The sequence below is a fragment of the Glycomyces paridis genome (assembly GCF_004912155.1).
Taxonomy (GTDB): domain Bacteria; phylum Actinomycetota; class Actinomycetes; order Mycobacteriales; family Micromonosporaceae; genus Glycomyces; species Glycomyces paridis.
This window is the reverse complement of record NZ_STGX01000006.1, coordinates 258,126-275,480: the sequence shown is the minus strand read 5'-3', so window position 1 is coordinate 275,480 and position 17,355 is coordinate 258,126. Positions and strand designations below refer to the sequence as shown.

General features: G+C 71.6%; 11 protein-coding genes and 3 tRNA genes. 5 read left to right on the top strand and 9 right to left on the bottom strand.

Annotated elements, in window-relative coordinates:
* Positions 1-629 precede the first annotated feature (629 nt).
* Positions 630-872 carry a DUF397 domain-containing protein gene (locus E9998_RS10495; RefSeq protein WP_204745374.1) on the bottom strand — a complete coding sequence of 81 codons (243 nt, stop codon included), beginning with the start codon at positions 870-872 and terminating at the stop codon, positions 630-632.
* A gap of 2 nt (positions 873-874) precedes the next feature.
* Entirely contained in the window at positions 875-1,744 is an 870-nt protein-coding gene (locus E9998_RS10490; protein ID WP_158299772.1) for a helix-turn-helix domain-containing protein, read from the bottom strand.
* Positions 1,745-1,971: 227 nt separating this feature from the next.
* On the opposite strand from E9998_RS10490, the gene E9998_RS10485 reads away from it, so the two are divergent.
* On the top strand, positions 1,972-2,325 hold the full coding sequence (locus E9998_RS10485; protein ID WP_136529646.1) for a hypothetical protein: 354 nt from the start codon (positions 1,972-1,974) through the stop codon (positions 2,323-2,325).
* A gap of 71 nt (positions 2,326-2,396) precedes the next feature.
* Here the strand turns inward: E9998_RS10485 and E9998_RS10480 are convergent, their stop codons facing one another.
* The 4 genes from E9998_RS10480 to E9998_RS10465 form a co-directional block, all read right to left on the bottom strand.
* Positions 2,397-4,532, bottom strand: a complete 2,136-nt coding sequence (locus E9998_RS10480) for an MMPL family transporter (protein WP_136529645.1) — start codon at positions 4,530-4,532, stop codon at positions 2,397-2,399.
* A gap of 117 nt (positions 4,533-4,649) precedes the next feature.
* Positions 4,650-5,324: a response regulator transcription factor gene (locus E9998_RS10475; RefSeq protein ID WP_136529644.1), complete on the bottom strand. Its 675-nt coding sequence runs from the start codon at positions 5,322-5,324 to the stop codon at positions 4,650-4,652.
* Positions 5,321-6,460, bottom strand: a complete 1,140-nt coding sequence (locus E9998_RS10470; RefSeq protein ID WP_136529643.1) for a sensor histidine kinase — start codon at positions 6,458-6,460, stop codon at positions 5,321-5,323. The genes E9998_RS10475 and E9998_RS10470 overlap by 4 nt, the downstream gene beginning before the upstream one ends.
* Positions 6,461-6,516: 56 nt before the next feature.
* The gene (locus tag E9998_RS10465) at positions 6,517-8,877 is read right to left on the bottom strand and encodes a Tex family protein (protein ID WP_136529642.1); all 2,361 of its coding nucleotides are present in this window, start codon (positions 8,875-8,877) and stop codon (positions 6,517-6,519) included.
* A 132-nt stretch (positions 8,878-9,009) separates the two neighbouring features.
* Here E9998_RS10465 and E9998_RS10460 point away from each other — a divergent pair.
* The 3 genes from E9998_RS10460 (at position 9,010) to E9998_RS10450 (ending at position 9,298) form a co-directional block, all read left to right on the top strand.
* Positions 9,010-9,082, top strand: a tRNA-Gly gene (locus tag E9998_RS10460).
* A gap of 22 nt (positions 9,083-9,104) precedes the next feature.
* A tRNA-Val gene (locus E9998_RS10455) sits at positions 9,105-9,176 on the top strand.
* Positions 9,177-9,224: 48 nt separating this feature from the next.
* Positions 9,225-9,298 (top strand) — tRNA-Cys (locus E9998_RS10450).
* 50 nt (positions 9,299-9,348) lie between these two features.
* Here E9998_RS10450 and E9998_RS10445 read toward each other — a convergent pair.
* From E9998_RS10445 to E9998_RS10435, 3 genes are read right to left on the bottom strand one after another with little or no spacing between them, the layout of a single operon-like run.
* Complete coding sequence (locus E9998_RS10445) at positions 9,349-10,605, bottom strand: cellulase-like family protein (RefSeq protein WP_136529641.1); 1,257 nt, start codon at positions 10,603-10,605, stop codon at positions 9,349-9,351.
* Complete coding sequence (locus E9998_RS10440) at positions 10,602-12,896, bottom strand: beta-galactosidase (protein ID WP_136529640.1); 2,295 nt, start codon at positions 12,894-12,896, stop codon at positions 10,602-10,604. Before E9998_RS10440 ends, E9998_RS10445 begins: the two co-directional genes overlap by 4 nt.
* The gene (locus E9998_RS10435) at positions 12,893-16,213 is read right to left on the bottom strand and encodes a DUF5107 domain-containing protein (protein WP_158299771.1); all 3,321 of its coding nucleotides are present in this window, start codon (positions 16,211-16,213) and stop codon (positions 12,893-12,895) included. Before E9998_RS10435 ends, E9998_RS10440 begins: the two co-directional genes overlap by 4 nt.
* 56 nt (positions 16,214-16,269) lie before the next feature.
* Between E9998_RS10435 and E9998_RS10430 the strand changes: the two genes are divergently transcribed.
* A complete protein-coding gene (locus E9998_RS10430; RefSeq protein ID WP_136529638.1) occupies positions 16,270-17,160 on the top strand; it encodes an AraC family transcriptional regulator in 891 nt (296 codons plus the stop codon).
* Positions 17,161-17,355: the final 195 nt, after the last annotated feature.

Genomic DNA, 17,355 nt, shown 5'->3' with positions numbered 1-17,355 from the left:
AGGGTCCGGGCCCTTCGCCATGCCCACCACCAACCGGCCACCCGCCAAGCCTCGCCAACGGCCTCCCCGCTCCGCAGCCCCCCGCACGCCCCATCACACCCCGGCACCCATGTAACTCGGTGACCTGTCAGCCGCAATGCCAGCCCGGACCCCCTATCCACCCTTTGTCGCCGCCCGCCTTGACCGCGAGCATCATCGAACCGCCACAGGCAGACTCGCCCCATCGACACCCACACCCGGGCAACCACCATCGACCTCGCCTCGGCATCCCAGCGCCAAGCCCCATCACCGCCGCACCGTCGCCGCCAGCCCTGACCCCGACCACCACCGAACCGGTCCCCGGAGCGCCCAGCTCAACCGCCTTTGACGCCATTGAGATCGGATGCAGAAACGCGCACCTCGCTGGGCGACTCGCTCTCTCGTCGCTGCCTCATTGACCGCAACTGCATTGGAGCGCGAACCTGCGTACCAAGCCTGATCGACCTGCACCTTCATGTCGCCGCCGCTTTGACCGTCACCCCATCGGATGCGGGCGGCCGCGGACCAGCCTCGATTGACATGCCTGCTTGATAATCGTTGCGATCTTTGACAGCGAGTATCACGGACCAGGGGCTCGGGCGGAAAGGAGGTCAGTCGGTGAAGTCGAATTCGCCGTCGCGGGCTCCGGCGAGGAATGCGGTCCATTCGGCGCGGGTGTAGACGATCACGGAGCCCTCGGGGTGGTGGGAGTGCCGAACGGCGACCCGCCCCGAGCTGTCGCCCAAGGGGCCAGCTTCAACGCAGCTGCCGCCGTTGCTGCTGCTGCGTGAGCTGATCTTCCAGCGAATACCGGCGAACTCCTTGGCGGAAAGCTCTTGCGCGGTCCCGGCGATGCTCACTCTGTCTCCCTCAATGCGGCTTCGATGAGCGCCGCTGACCGCTGCGGGCTCAGCGCCGCCTTGTTGACATCCTCCCACGCATCCTCGAACTGTTCTACGCCAGGCGATTCGACGTAGAGTGCGCCACCCAGCGTTTCGACATAAGCGACATTAGTGAATTGATCCGGCATGACAAATATTTCGAAGCTTCCCAGGTGGCCGCTGTGAGGCCCGTGCGCGGTCGGCAAGACCTGGATCGTGAGGTTCTCGATTTCGCTGAGCTGGAGCAAGTGTGCGAGCTGTTCGCGCATCACCTTCGCTCCTCCGATCGGTCTGTGCAGCACCGGCTCCTCGACCACCATCGTGTATCGAATCGCCTGGTCGTTGGCGAGGATGCTCTGTCGTTCAATGCGCAAGTCGATCCATCGCTGAATTTGTGCTTCCTCGGCACCCTCTTCGGCTTTGCGGATGAGGGCCTCCGCGTATGCGCGGGTTTGGGCTAGCCCGTGGACCACCATGTTCTGATAGGCGTACAACTTGTCGGTGCGCGATTCGAGCCACGGCAGATCGATGAAGTCGCGTGTGACTTCTTCTCGATACGGGTGCCACCAGCCCTTGCGCCAGACATCCTCGCAGAGTTTGAGCAGCGCCTTGCGGGCCTTCTCATCCTCGACCCGATAGAAGGTGAGCAGCGCGTAGACATCGGCTCGGCGAATTGGATACTCGCCGGTCTCGTAGCGGCTCACCACGGACCGGTCCCGCTGGAGGAACTCCGCTGTCTCGACCGTCGTGATGTCAGCCTGTTCGCGCAATGCCCGCAGCTTCTCTCCGAGCCAGCGTGACCGCAGGCTTGGGCCCGGGCCTTTCGGTCGTCCGCGTCCTGCCATCTGATCGCGCTCCCTGCTGAATCGGACACACATGCCTAAAATATTTTGCGCAATGTGTGTGTTGAGTATTGCGTACTCGCCCGTCGTGTGTCAATCTACCAGTACGCGTGGCGGGAGTCACGGAGGAGATGAGCGAGTGTCGAATGCTCGCCAGACAAGAGCAGGCCGGGGCGGTCACAAGGTTGGTAGCCAGATCCGCCCCGGCCCTTAATCATCGGAGGCAGAGCATGTCCACGTCCGACTCAGCCATTGTCGCCCAACCGTCCGACAAGACCAAACCCGAACCGCAGTCCTTCACCATCCGCTGCGCCGAGTGCGGCGACGCCCGCGGCACTCACCTCGCGCACTGCCCGGGCGTCCTCGCCGCAGGCTACGACGCGCCGGGCCTCGGCGCCTTCTCCAGCACCGTCTACCCAAGCGTCGGCGGCAACTTCTGCAAGCACGCCTCCGCCATCGGCGCCCTCCGCTTCTACTCGATCTGGGGCCCGGTCGAACTCCATCTCGCCAACGGCCTCGTCTTCACCTTCGACGACCTCTCCGACCGCGATGGCGACGAAGGGGAAGAGGGCGAACTCGGTTGAGCTCCAACCGAGTGCGCCCCGGCCCCGACGCGAAGCGCCGGGGCCGAGGCGGTTCCCTTTCCGATGCAGGCTTACCGAACCGCGACCGGTTCCCGGTCGGTGCGACCCGACTCGATCTCGGGTTCGACGGTCACATGGGGGAGGGCCTTGTCGAGCCACTTGGGGATCCACCAGGCGCCGCGGCCCATGACCTTCATGACGGCGGGGACCAGGAGGCAGCGGATGACGAAGGCGTCGATGAAGATGGCGACGGCCATGCCGATGCCGAACTGCTGGAGGAGGCGGGCGTCGTCCACGACGAAGGATCCGAAGACGGCCATCATGATCGCGGCGGCGGCGGTGACCACGCCGCCGGTGGAGGCGAGGCCCCGGCGGACCGCTTCTTGGGCGTCGCCGGTGCGCGACCACTCCTCGCGCATTCGGGACATGAGGAACACCTCGTAGTCCATGGACAGGCCGAAAATGATCGCGAAGGCCATGACCGGCACGAACGCCTCGACCGGGCCCGCGCTGATGCCGAACATGCCCTCCTGGAAGATCCAGGCGACCACGCCGAGGCTCGCGCCGATCGTCAGCAGGTTGAGGATCGCGGCCTTGATCGGGATGAGGATCGAGCGGAAGACCAGCATGAGCAGCAGGAGCGAGAGCCCGACCACGAACAGCAGGAACAGCGGGGCCTTCTCGATCATGATGTCCGAGAAGTCGATCGCGGCGGCCGTCGAGCCGCCCACGAGTTGGGTGCCCTCGACGTCGCTCAGCACGTCGTCGCGCAGTTCGTGCACGAGGTCGACCGTGGCCTGGTCGGCCGGGCCCGCCTCGCCGATCACCGTGGACATCCACAGGCCGTCGCCGATCGCGAACGGCGGCGAGACCTGGGCGACCGTGTCCAGATCGGACATCGCCTCGTAGGCGGCGCCCGCTTCGGCCTCGGTGCCGTCGGTGACCACGAGCAGCGGGCCGTTGAAGCCCTCGCCGAAGCCGTCGGAGAGCAGGTCGTAGGCCTCGCGGGTGGTCGAGCCCTCGGCGTCGGTGCCCGCGTCGGCGAATCCCAGGCGCAGGTCCAGCAGCGGCGCGGAGAGCGCGACGAGACCGGCCGTGACCACGACGATGGCGAGCCAGGCTCGCTTCTCCACGAACCGCGACCAGGCCGCCCAGCGCGCCCCGGGCGCGCGGGTGGCCTTCGCTGCCCGTTTGCGCACCGACTTCTCGATCCGCCTGCCGAACAGCGCCAGGAGCGCCGGCAGCAGCGTCACCGAGGCGAGCATGGTGACGAGCACCGTCAGCGCCACCGCGATCGCGACCGCCTGGAGCGAACCGAGGCCCAGCGCGAACAGGCCCATGAGCGCCACGATGACGACCGAGCCGGCGAACAGGACCGAGCGGCCCGCGGTGTCGAGCGCGACCGCCGCCGCGGCCTTGCGGCTCGCGCCGCCGACCAGTTCGGAGCGGAAACGGGCGAAGATGAGCAGCGCGTAGTCCACGCCCACACCGAATCCGATGAGGAACATGATGGGCGCCAAGAAGGTCGGCAGCGTCACCACGTGGGAGACGAGCATCGACAGGCAGAACGCGGTGCCCACCGCGACGATCGCGGTGATGAGCGGGACGCTCGCGGCCAGCAGCGAGCCGAACATGAGCACCAGGATCACCAGGGCCGCGAGCATCCCGATGCCCTCGGCCGGACCGCCGCCGCCCTCGGCGGCCTCGCGGATCGGGTCGCCGCCGAGCGCGAACGCGAGGCCGTCGCCGGAGGCGTCCTCGGCCAGGGGGATCAGGTCGGCCGCCTCGGCGGTGGTCCCGTCGAAGACCGCGCTGGCGTACCCGACCGTGCCGTCCTCGCTGATCGCGCCGTACTCGGCGAACGGGTCGTTCACGCCTGCCACGCCCGGCTCGTCGGCGAGGTCGGCGAGGAAGGCCGCGACGCGGTCCTGTTCGGCCGCAACGTCATCGGCGGCGAACACCACCTGCACGGTGGTCGGGTTCGCGTCGGGGGCCCGCTCGTCGAGCAGGTCCGACAGTTCCTGGGACTCGGTGCCGGGCATCGAGTTGTCGTCCTCGAACGCCGAGCCGATCGCGCTCGACGCGCCGATGGCGGCGGCGAACACCAGGGCCCACACGAGGAGTGCGGTCCACGGGCGCCGCTGCGTCCACGCGGAGAGCCGGGCCATCGCCGAAGGCGCGGCAGGGGTGGTCAAGTCTCGTTCCATGCTCACGACTATCGGGGCGCGGCGGCCCCGCGCGCATCGCCTCAGGAGCGGTAGTGCGCGTACCACTCAGAGACCACGCCGGGCCCCGCTCCTACAACCGCAGTCGCAAGGCGGCGGTCAGGACTCGCCGTCGGTCCAGGTGGGGCGCACCAGGCCCGCCTCGTACGCGGTGACGACCAGTTGCGCGCGGTCGCGCGCCGAGAGCTTCGACATGATGCGGCTCACGTGCGTCTTCGCGGTGGCGGGGGACAGGAACAGCGTCCCGGCGATCTCGTCGTTGCTCAACCCCGTCGCCACGAGCTTGAGCACCTCGGTCTCGCGCTCGGTCAGGGCGCCGAGCCGCGAACTCGGCTCGGGCCGGGCGATGCGCCCGGCGAACTCGCCGATGAGCCGCCGCGTCACCTTCGGCGAGATGAGCGCCTCGCCGACCGCGACCACGCGGATGGCGTGCAGCAACTCATCGGGGTCGGTGTCCTTGAGCAGGAACCCGCTCGCCCCGGCGCGCAGCGCCCGGTACACGTAGTCGTCCTCGTCGAACGTCGTCAGGATCACGACCTTGACGCCGTCGAGCTTGGGGTCCCGGCCGATCCGCTCGGTCGCCTCCAGGCCGTCGAGGCCCGGCATCCGGATGTCCATGAGCACCACGTCGGGCCGCTTGCTGCGCGCCAGCTCCAGCGCCTCGGCGCCGTCCCCGGCCTCCGCGACGATCTCGATGTCCTCCTCGTCGCCGAGGATCGACGCGAAACCCGCCCTCACCAGCCGCTGATCGTCCACCAGCATCACCCGGATCACGACTGCACCCCCAACGGCCACGTGGCCTCCACGACGAAGCCGCCGTCATCGCGCGGCCCCGCGTAGAAACTACCGCCGAGCCCTTCGGCCCGCTCGCGCATACCCGTCAGGCCGTTCCCGGGCCCCTTGGCGCCCTTGACCTCGCCCACGCCGTCGTCGAGCACCGCGATCGCCAGCGTCGACGTCCCGGTCACCACCTTGACCTGGACGCGCTTCGCCTTCGCGTGCCGCAGCACGTTCGTCAGCGACTCCTGCACGACCCGGAACGCGGCCGCGTCCACCGCCGCCGGAAGATCCGCGCTCCCGTCCACCCGCAGGTCCACCTCCACACCCGAGGCCCGCGCCGCCTCCACGAGCGAGGGCAGCTGGTCGAGGCTCGGCCCCGGCCCGGTCGGCGCGTCCTCGTCCGGATCGCGCAGCACCCCCACGAGCGCCCGCAGCTCGCGCAGCGACAGGCTGCTCGTGTCGGCGACCACGCGCAGCGTCTCCTCGGTCCGGAACAGCGGATTGCGGTCGAGCTTGCGCAGGGCCGCGACGGTCTGCACGTTGATGAGCGACAGGTGGTGCCCCACCGCGTCGTGCAGCTCCCGGGCGATCCGCAGCCGCTCCTCGGCCACGCTGCGCTTCTGCGTCTCGGCGAGCGCCACCGCCGTTTCGGCCCGGTACCGGCGGTGGTGCGCGACGACCGCGCCGATCGCCGGGACCGCGATCACCCAGCCGCCCAGCATGAACGTCTCGCTCGCGGTCATGTGCGCGAAGTCCGCGAGGACCTCCGACACCACGATGACCACGAACGTCGCCCCCGCGATCACCGACGCCGCGAGGACCCGCCCCAGCGCCGCCAGCGTGTACAGCGAGATGACGAAGGCCATGAGCATCGGCCCGTCGATCGAGGAGGCCGGGTAGTAGACGATCGTGCAGGCGACCGTGACGAGCGTGACCGTCAGCGGGTACGCGCTGCGCCAGAACAGCGCGACCACCGTGACAGTCATCATCACCCAGGCCAGCGTCTCGTTGAGACCCGGCGTGTCGCGCGCGTGCAGCGCCGCGGCGGTGAGCGTCCAGCCCAGGACGACTACGGCGTTGATCAGTCCGACGACGAGGTCGCCCATGCGATCGGAGAAGCGGTCCAGCACGCCGCAAGTCTAGAGACGAGCGCCCGGCCGGAGCCGGGCGCTCGCTGAGACCTCCGCTACTTCGTGAGGCCGGCGCGGCGCAGCGCCTCGGCCATCGCGCTCTGGGGAGCGGCCTGCTGGCCCCCGCGCTGGTTCGGCTGGCGGCGGCCGTTCCCCTTGCCGCCGTTGCGGTTCCCGCCGCCCTGACCGCCTTGGCCCTGACCGCCTTGACCGCCCTGGCGGCGCTGGCCCCCGCCGCCGTTCTCCGGCTCGTCCTCCAGGCGCATCGTCAGCGCGATGCGCTGGCGCTGGAGGTCGACGCTGACGACCTTGACCTTGACCACGTCGCCGGGCTTGACGATCTCGCGCGGGTCCTCCACGAAGCGGTTCGCCAGCGCCGAGATGTGCACGAGGCCGTCCTGGTGGACGCCGATGTCGACGAACGCGCCGAAGGCGGCGACGTTCGTCACGGCCCCTTCGAGGAGCATCCCCGGCTTGAGGTCGGCGACCTTCTCGACGCCCTCCTTGAAGGTGGCGGCCTTGAACTCCGGACGCGGGTCGCGGCCGGGCTTCTCGAGTTCGGCGAGGATGTCGGAGACGGTGGGCACGCCGAAGCGCTCGTCGGCGAAGTCGGCGGGCTTGAGGCCGCGCAGGGTCTTCGCGTCGCCCACGATCGTGGCGACGGAGGCGCCGGTGGCGGCCACGATCCGCTCGACCACCGGGTAGGCCTCGGGGTGGACCGCGGAGGAGTCGAGCGGGTTGGCCCCGCCCGGCACGCGCAGGAACCCGGCGGCCTGCTCGAAGGCCTTGGGGCCCAGGCGAGGCACGCTCAGGAGGGCCTTGCGGTCGGGGAAGCGGCCGTGCTCGTCGCGGTAGGCGACGATGTTGGCCGCGACGCTCTCGCTCAGGCCCGAGACCTGCGACAGCAGCGGGACCGAGGCGGTGTTGAGGTCGACTCCGACGGCGTTCACGGCGTCCTCCACGACCGCTTCGAGCGAACGCGTGAGCTTGGACTCGGTGAGGTCGTGCTGGTACTGGCCGACGCCGATGTGCTTGGGCTCGATCTTGACGAGTTCGGCGAGCGGGTCCTGGAGCCTGCGGGCGATGGAGACGGCCCCGCGCAGGGACACGTCCATCCCCGGCAGCTCCTTGGTGGCGTACGCGGAAGCCGAGTAGATGGAGGCCCCGGCCTCGGAGACGACGATCTTCGAGAGTTCGGCGACGCCGGTGAAGACCTTGAGGAGGTCGGCGGCGAGGCGGTCGGTCTCGCGGGAGGCGGTGCCGTTGCCGATGGCGACGAGCTGCACGCCGTGCTTCTTGACGAGCGAGCCGAGGGTCGCCAGCGAGGCGTCCCACTGGTTCTGCGGCTGGTGCGGGTAGATCGCGGTGGCGTCGAGGACTTTGCCGGTGGCGTCCACGACGGCGACCTTGACGCCGGTGCGGTAGCCCGGGTCGAGGCCGAGGACGGCCTTGGGCCCGGCGGGTGCGGCGAGCAGGAGGTCCTTGAGGTTCGCGGCGAAGACCTTGACGGCCTCGTCCTCGGCGAGCTGCCACAGCCGCATCCGCAGGTCCACGCCGAGCTTGACGAGGATGCGGGTGCGCCAGGCCCACGAGACGGTCTTGAGCAGCCACGCGTCGGCGGGGCGGCCCTGGTCGCGGATGCCGACCTTCGCGGCGATGACGGCCTCGCAGTCGGCGCCGCCGGTCTCCTCGTCGCCCGGTTCGAGCGACAGGGAGAGGGCCTCCTCCTTCTCGCCGCGCATGAGCGCGAGCACCCGGTGCGAAGGCAGTGTGGTGAACGTCTCGGCGAACTCGAAGTAGTCGGCGAACTTGGCGCCCTTCTCTTCGGCGCCCGCGCGCACTGCGGACACGAGGCGGCCCCGCTTCCACATGCGTTCGCGCAGGTCGCCGATGAGGTCGGCGTCCTCGCTGAAGCGCTCGGTGAGGATCGCGCGGGCTCCGGCCAGGGCCGCGGCGGCGTCGGCCACCTCGGCCTCGGCGTTGACGTAGGCCGCGGCGGCGGTCTCGGGGTCCTGTGAGGGATCACTCATCAGCAGATCGGCGAGCGGCTCCAGGCCGGCCTCGCGGGCGATCTGGGCCTTGGTGCGGCGCTTGACTTTGAAGGGCGCGTAGAGGTCTTCGAGGCGGGCCTTGGTGTCGGCCGCGTCGATCGAGGCGGCGAGCGCCTCGGTGAGTTTGCCCTGCTCGGCGATCGATTCGAGCACCGCCTTGCGGCGGGCCTCCAACTCGCGCAGGTACCCCAGGCGCTCTTCGAGCGCGCGCAGCTCCTCGTCGGAGAGGCCGCCGGTGGCCTCCTTGCGGTAGCGGGCGATGAACGGAACGGTGGAGCCGTCGTCGAGAAGCGCGACGGCCGCGCGGACTTGATGGGAGCCGACCGAGAGTTCTTCGGCGATGCGTTGATCGATAGCTTGAGCCACGGGAGGATTCTGCCAGAGCGCTGCGACAACGTGGTCTCAAGCCGGTAGGGCCCACCCCCCGGTGGACGCTCCCGCAGGCATTGGGTAAAGTTCTATCCCGTCGCCGGGGAACGAGAAAGCCCTGGAAGACACGCGGACGTAGCGCAGTTGGTAGCGCGACACCTTGCCAAGGTGTAGGTCGCCGGTTCGATCCCGGTCGTCCGCTCGGAGCTCGAAAGAGCACTCCCGGACGATTAGCTCAGCGGGAGAGCACTCCCCTGACACGGGAGAGGTCACTGGTTCAATCCCAGTATCGTCCACCGAAGTGAGAGGTCCAGGTTCACGAGGCCTGGGCTTTTCGCGCACATGGTGGGTTGTCCGAGTGGTTAGGTAACGGCCTGCAAAGCCGTGCACACGGGTTCGAATCCCGTACCCACCTCCAATCCAATGCTTATCGGGCGACGCTCTCAGAGCGCCGCCCGTTCTTCTTGTTCAGGCCTTTCCGAGCAGGACCGCGTTGCATTCGCGTTGGAGTGATTCGTCCGACCACATGGCATGGTGGGGCGCGGCGTTGGAGCAGACGACCGAGCCCCAGGCGCCGGTGCGGGCGGCGTGGGCGACGGCGTCGCGGCAGATCCGGGCGCCGACGGGGCCCTCTTCGAAGCGGGTGTCGCGGGGCGTGTAGCCGACCCAGCCTTCGCCGAGGATCAGGGGGACGCCGAGGCGCTTGGCGTGGTCGGCGGCGACGTCGATCCAGTCGTGGAGGCGGGCGGCCATGGCGAGGCGGTGGGCGCCGTAGCGGTCGTAGAGCCAGCGGTCGACCTTCTCGGGGTCGCACCAGTCGTGGACGTAGATCTCGGCGTGTCCGACGATCGAGGCGCGCCGCTTCCACTCCGAGGGCGGCGCCCAGTCGGCGAGGCGCGGCGCGCCGGGGCGCAGGAGTTCGGCGTCGGCGCGGTCCTGCGGGAAGTCGGCGGGGTCGCCGCGGAGCGCGAACTCGTTCACGAGGTCGTCGAGGACGCCGTAGACGTAGGGGTGCACCGCGAGCGCGGTCGCGTTGCGCGGCAGGGCGCGCATGGACCCGATCGGGACGGCGGCGTAGTTCGGGGCGCACAGGACGCCGGGGTGGCGGGCCGCGAACGCGGCGATGCCCGCTTCGAGGCGGCCCTGGAGTTCGACCACGGGGTCCTCGGCGCCGGGGAGGCCCTCGGTGAGGTACCCGGCCTGAACCTCGTTGTGCGGTTCGACGCAGGCGATCACGTGGGCGAGGCCGTGCGCGGCGAGGAAGTCGACCAGGTCGGCCTGGGCCTCGCCGAGGACGGTGAGGCGGTCCTCGGGGTCGACGGCGTGCAGGGCCTCGTACCAGGCGGGGTCCTCGGCGAACGCCGGGCTCTGCTGGTACTCCCAGGAGGAGGCGATCACGGTGACGCCGTGGCGGTCCGCCGCCTGGAAGAACCGGAGCAGGTGGGCGCGGGCGTCGATCACCGTGGGCGCTTGGACGTCGTACCAGCGGACCCGGGAGGCGTAGCCGCCGCCGATGGGGCCCAGGCGAAGCGCGGTCGTGTCGAGACCGGATTTGAAGAGCAGGAACGGCATCGCGCAGATCCGTACCGCGTTGTAGCCGAGGTCGACGGCTTTGGCGAAGGCGGCGTCGAGGTCCTCGAAGGGCTCGCCGGGGCCGATGCGCACGTACCAGGAGAAGTCCCAGAGGCTGATCGCGAGGCGCTCGGGCAGGTGGTCGGGGATCACTGTGCTCCTTCGGTGCTGATGCGGATTTTGGCGACTTTGACGAGGGCGGCTTCGAGGGTGAGGCCGTCGGGGAGGTTGCGGACGGCGGGGTCGACCCACACGCCCGTCTCACGCCGCCAGGGGAGGAGTTCGAGGCGTACGCCTTCGGTGGCGGCGCGGTCGCGGTGGGGTGTGAGGTCGATGTCCCAGGCGCGGCCGTGCCAGAAGTGGTCGGAGGCGAAATGGTCGCCGATGTAGGCGCGGCCGACGTCGCCGGTCCAGATGAGGCGCAGCAGGGCCCGGTCGGTCCCGGTGAGGTCGGGGATGGCGATGTGGACGCGGGCGGCCCCCGAGTAGTCCTCAGGGGCGCTGAGGCGGTCCAGGGGCCCGCCGCGGCGCGGTGCGGGCGCGGTGGCGTCGAGGTCGCCTTCGACGTCGAGCGGTGTCGTGCCGGCGCCGTGGGCGGTGAGCGTCCAGGCGCGCCAAAGTCCTTGGCGCACCGGGGTGTCGAGGTCCCCGCCGGTGACGTAGAGCGTCTCGGGTGCGGGCAGGACCGCGAGGGTGACCTGCGGCGTCTCGGTGTGGACGACGAGGTCGCCGCCCTCGGTGTAGACCGGCGCGTCGGAGAGGACGATGCGCTCTCGGCCCGCGAAGTCGAGGCGGTACAGGCGGTTCGCGTGCGACTCGTCGAGCACGAGGAGGCGGACGCCTCCCAAGTCGATGAGGCACTCCGGTCCCGGCGCTGAAGGCAGATCCACTATGGTGCCGTCGCCGAGGACGAGTTCGACCGGAATGTCGTCGTGGGCGGCGAGGACGACGAGGTCGCCGTCCTCGGTGGTGATGCGGGTGAGCAGTTGCGCTGTGGCAGAGCGCAGTTCGAGGCCTTCGGTGAGCGGGTAGCGCAGCGGCCAGGCCACCGAGCGTCCGGCTGGGAGGTCGATCGGGACGGTCGGCACCGTCACCGAGGCGTCTTCGAATGCGACGGTGAACTGGACCCCTGGTTGGGCCGGGAGGGGCCGTTTCGGCGGCTGGTAGGTGGTGGCGAACAGGTAGCCGCTGGTGCCGTCGGAGCGGACGGCCCAGCGCGGTTCGGCGGGGTCGGCGCCGCCGCCGCCGATGACGGCGGCCATCGCGGCGAGGCGGTGGCCGTCGGCGGCGAGCCACAGGTGCTGGCGGCGCAGGAGGTGGTGGTGTGGCCGGATCTGGCCGTGCTCGCCGATGGGGGCGTTGAAGTCGTAGGAGAGGGCGGGCACGTCGTTGGGGTAGCCGGTGGCCTGCGACTCCTGCTCGGTCCCTTCGGGTCCGGTGCGCTGGGTGCCACCCGCGTACATGTAGTAGCCCTGCCAGGTCGAGCCCGAGCCGATCTTGGCGAGGGCGAGCGCGGCGACGTCGTCGGGCGAGACGAGGGGCCTGCGGTGGTAGGCCACGTGCATCCCGCCGCCGAGTTCGCAGGTCGCGAACGGCAGTTCGGCCGCGGTTTGGACCGGTGCGGCCTCGGTGATGCCGTCGAGGGCCTCGCGAAGGTCGGCGCCGACGCTCAGATCGTCGCGGATGTCGGTGTAGCGGAAGTGGAAGGGCGCGAAGGGCGCCCATGCGACGGTCTCGTCCTCCCAGAAGCCCTCGGCGTACGCGCTGTAGACCGGCAGGAGCGACTCCGGGACCTGGGCGCCGCCCCAGCCGGTCGCCGTCCAGATCGGGACCTGCAGGCCCGCGTCCTCGGCGATGCGCCGCAGGGTCGCGAGGTGGCCGGGCTGGTCGTACAGCTCGTTGTCGACCTGGGCGCCGATGACGGGCCCGCCCTCGGCGTGGGCGAGGCCCTCGAGTTGCGCGGCGATCGCGGCGTAGAGGGGTCGGACCAGGGCGAGGTAGGCCGGGTCGTCGGTGCGGGGTGCGAGGTCGCGTTGCAGGAGCCAGTCGGGGAAGCCGCCGTTGCGGTACTCGCCGTGCGCCCAGGGCCCCAACCGGACGATGACGTCGAGGCCGTGCGCGGCGGCGAGCTCGGTGAAGGCGCGCAGGTCGAGGTTCCCCGACCAGTCGAAGCGGCCCGGTTCCGGTTCGTGCGCGGCCCAGAACACGTAGGTGGCGACCGAGTCGAGGCCGCCCGCGCGGGCGTGGCCCAGGACCTCGCTCCAACGCTCGCGCGGCAGCCGCGAGTAGTGGATCTCGCCGGTGACCGGGAACCACGGCCGCCCGGCGCGCTCGAACCAGCGGCCGGTGACGGCGATGCGGTCGGGGGTCCCGGCGGGGTCGCCCCACGGCAGGCCCTCGCGTCGCGGCGGACGGGGCGTGCCGGCTCGTACGGTGCGGTTCATGCGGTTCCTTCGTGGACGGTGCGGGCCGCGGTGTTGAGCGGGTCGCGGGCGAGGACGGCCGCGGCGAGGGCCGCCGCGCGTTCGCGGTCGCCGTCGAGCGCCGCGAGCTGCGCGCGCAGCACCTGCACGCGAAGATCGTGCGCCGCTTGCACATCGGTGGTGAACAGGAGCATGGCGGGCAGCGAGGTCGCGAAGTAGTCGATCGCGGCGGTCGCGCCGTCCTCTTCGGCGATGTACTTCGCGAGGTCCTCGCGCAGGGCCGCGGCCGCTTCGGTGCGGCCGAGGCGCCGCAGGGCGGTGATGGCGGCGGCGGTGCGCTCTGAGTGGGCCCGGACCTGCATGGTCTGGAAGTCGCCCTGCTGCGCGGCGGCCCGCTCCCAGGCCTTCGGCGCGCCCGGCGCGTTCGCGGCGGCGAGGGCGTCGCCGAGCGCCAGGTGGAGGTCGGCGGTGTTGGCGAGCGGATGGCGGGCCTCGCCGAGGTTCGACGCACCGTCCAATGCGGACTGCACGTGCGCGATCGCCGAGGCGCCGTTCGCGGCCCGTGCGAGGGCGAGGTGCGCCTCCTCCCAGGCGGCGAGCACGCGGCCTTCGCCCCCTTCCCACGGCTGGAACCGGCGCGCGGCGAGGACGGCGACCGCGTCGGCGGGCCTGCCTGCGGAGGTGAGGAGTTCGGCGTACTGCACCGTGAGGTCGTCGCGCCGGTCCATGAGGTCGCGGTGCGCTTCGAGCGCGGCGATCCGCGCCGCGGGATCGGCGCCTCGGCGCCCTTCGAGCTGGTCGGCCTCGAACAGGAGCCGGGCGTCGTCGGGTGCGGCGGCGCGGGCGAGCGTGTACCAGCGCGCGGCCCCGTCCGGGTCGCCCTGGACGTTGTGGGCGGCGACGCCGAGGTTGCGCAGGACGACCGGGTCGCCGGTGCCCGCGGCGGCCTCCCACGCCTTGATCGCTTCGCCGCGGCGCCCGGCGGCGTAGAGCCGGTGCCCGGCGAGCGCGGCCAGGACCGGGTCGTCGGGGTGGCCGGCCCGCAGGCGCGCGAGCGCGTCGTCCTCGGTGGCCGACGGGAAGCACCAGGTGCGGTCGAGTTCGCGGACCCGTTGCAGCGCAAGGTCGGCGGCGGGCTCGTCGCCGCGTTCGCGTTCGAGGTCGGCGCGGTGGAGCCAGGCGATCGGGGCGACGTTGACCTGGCCGGGCGCGGCGGGGAGCGCGGCCGCGGCCTGCAGCGCCGTTGCGGCCCTGTCGTATTCGCCCGCGGACCGGTATTCGAGGGCGACGTCGAGGGCGATCGTCGGGTCCGTCGTGCGCTCGGCGTCCCGGCCGAGGCCCGCGGCGAGGTCGCGGGCCCACGCGTCGAGCGGGTCGTCCGCCAGGGTGCCGTCGACCAGCGCCGCGGCATGCGCTTCGTCGCCGGTGCGCAGGGCCGCGACGGCGGCGAGGTTGCGGGCCTGGACGTGCCGGGGACTGCGGGCGACGACCTCGGCGAGGCCTAGAGCGGCGGCGTCGGGGTCGCCCGCGGCGAGGTCGAGGCGGGCGGTGGCGACTGCGGCGGCGTCGGCCCACGCGGCGTCCCACTGCGCTTTCCCGAAGGCCTCCTTCGCCTCTGGGCCCCGGCCTTGGCGGGCGAGGACGAGACCGAGCCGGTAGTGGGCCTCGCCGTCGCGCGGGTTCGGGTTGCGGCCGGTGAGGCGCGCGACGGCCGCGCGCAGGTGCGCCTCGGCCTCCTCCAGGCGGCCCGCACGCAGCAGCCGGGCGGCGAGCGCGGTGTTGCAGCGCGCGTCGCCGGGGTCGCGGCGCAGGGCCTCGCGCCAGTACGGCTCGGGCCTGCGGGTGGCGTGCCGGTACTGGTCGAGGTGGAGACCGGTCAGGTACAGCTCGTCGTTCGATGCGATCCGCTCGGGCGCGGGCGGTTCGGTCGCCGGTTCGGCGACGGCTGGCGTGGTCGGTTCGGGCCTGGGCCGCCAGGAGACGAGGACGCGGCCCTCGTGCTCGACGGTGAGCGTGCATTCGGCCGCCGGCGTGTCGAGTTCGCCTTCGTGGAGGTACGGGGCGCCCGGGGCGAGGTCGGCGGCGGCCTCGTGGAGCACCCGCTCGCCCGCGCGGAGCACGACGCGCGCGCAGGGGCGCGGGGCGGTGACGGCGGCGGCGATGCGGAACCCGTTGGCGTTCAGGTCGAGTCGCACGGCGGCGTCCAATGTGGCTTGATGAACCGGCCCGGTGTCCTGGATCGGGTACCAGTACTGGGAGAACACGCGCGTCTCGCCCGGCGCGAGGAACGCGAAGTCGGGCTGGTTATCGGTGAACACCCCGGCCATGAGCTCCACATAGGGCCCGTTCGCGTCGGTGAGGTGCGCGTCCCAGGCCTGCCCGAACGGCGCGTCGCCCCAGGTCCACTGCTTCTTGCCGGGCGCGATCCGGTGGTCGGCCCAGTGCACGAACCCGGCCCCCGCGCCGTGGTCGTAGCCGCCGAAGAAGTCGTCCTCGGTGCCCAGGCACATGTACGAGGTCGGCACCGGGATGTTGCGGTACCGGTCGAGCCGGTCGGCGCCCGGGCGCCCGGCGGCGCGGGCGGGGTAGTCGACGCCGTAGTAGTGCCCTTGCGCCGCAGGGAACGTGGTGGTCGCCCGCTTGGCGTGGTCGGCGACCACGCGCACGTCGGTGGGGAAGAACGACTGGTAGTCGTCCCCGGCCTTCGCGGCCGCGTTCGCCCACCACAGGAACGTCTGCGGCTCGTCGGTGCGGTTGACCAGGCGCACCCGCAGCTCGACCAGGGCGCTGCCGGGGCGCAGGCGCACGCCGTGCATGCCCTGCATGCGGGTGAACGGGTCGTGGTCGGAGCACCAGACCGTCACGGCGCCGTCGGGTTCGCGCTCGATGAGCGACTCGACCGGCAGGTGCGTGGCGGGCCGGTGGTGCTGGGGCCAGTTGAACTCGACGCCGCCGGAGACCCACGGCCCCGCGAGGCCCACAAGCGCGGGCTTGACGACGTCGTTGCGGTAGAAGAAGTCGTACCCGCGCGTCTTGTCGAGTCCGATGTGGATGCGCCCGCCGAGCCCGGGCAGGATCATCAGCCGCACGTACTGGTTCTCCAGGTGCACCGCGTCCCACTCGCGCGGGCGCGGCTCGCGGGCGACCCCGTCGATGAACGGCAGCGGGTAGACCGCGCCGGAGGAGCCCTGGTAGACGCGCTGGTCGAGATAGGCGGGGTAGCGGTCGGGCGCGTCGGGCTCGTACGTGTCGATCGCGACCGGCTCGCGCCAGGCCGCGACCGGACCGGCGTCGGCGGGGGCGGCGGGAAGGACGATCCTGGACGGCTCGTTCGGCATGGGTCCGACCCTACGGGCCATTGACATGCCTGTCGATGGTCGTTTCACTGGAAGGCATGGACGAACCGACGGCCGGACCGGTGCGCGACGGCTTCGCGGGGCAGCGCATGTTCGTCGTGCCCCGGCCCGTGGTCGACGCGGCGCTGGCGCACCCGGTGGCAGGGAAGCTGCTGGTCACGGACGCAGGCTACTTTCCTCACGCTGCAAGGCACGGGCGCTCGCGGCCCCGCGGCGCCCGCGAGCAGATTCTCCTGGTGTGCACCGGCGGCGAAGGCTGGTGCCGGGCGGGGGAGGCGGACTTCGCCGTCGCCCGGGGCGGCGCGGTGCTGCTGGAGGCGGGCGTGCCGCACGCGTACGGCGCGTCGAAAGCGGACCCTTGGACGCTGTGGTGGCTGCACTTCACCGGCTCCGACGCCCGCGACCTGGTGCTGGGCGCGCGGGAGGCCGCGGGTGGCCCTGTGACGCACCTGCGCGACCCGGCGCCGGTCGCGAGCCTCGTCGCGCAGGCCGTGGACGCCCTCGACGCCGGACTGACCACGGCGGGCCTGACCCGCGCCGCGGGCGCGGCCTGGCACGCGCTCGCCGAGGTCGCGGCGACCGGCCGCCGTGAGCCCGGACCGGGCCCGAGCCCGCTGGAGCGGGCGGCGGCGCACCTGCGCTCGACCGCGCCGCGCCGGACCTCGGTGGAGGCCTTGGCGTCGATGGTCGGCCTCAGCGCCTCGCAGCTCAGCGCCCTGTTCCGCGAGCGGATCGGCGTCTCCCCGCTCCAGTTCCAGGTGGGGCTGCGCATGGCGCGGGCCCGGGAGCTCCTCGACGGCACGGACCTGGCGGTCGGGACGGTCGCCCGCGAGTCCGGCTACGACGACCCGATGTACTTCTCCCGCCAGTTCGCCCGAGCTCACGGCACGACACCCACGGGGTATCGGCGGAGGAGGACGGGCGCCTGAGCGGGCTTCGGAACGCCACCGCCTCGGCCGGTTCTCCTGCGGTACGCGGTCGATCGTCGGCGGCGGGCCGGGTACTCGGCGGCCGGTTTCCCACGGCAGGGCGATCCGGGCGGGCGTATCTCCGGCACGGTCTTGCACGGCGATCCGGGCGCGTTCGCTCGGTGTTTGCCCGGCGCGCCCGCGCGCGATGATCCG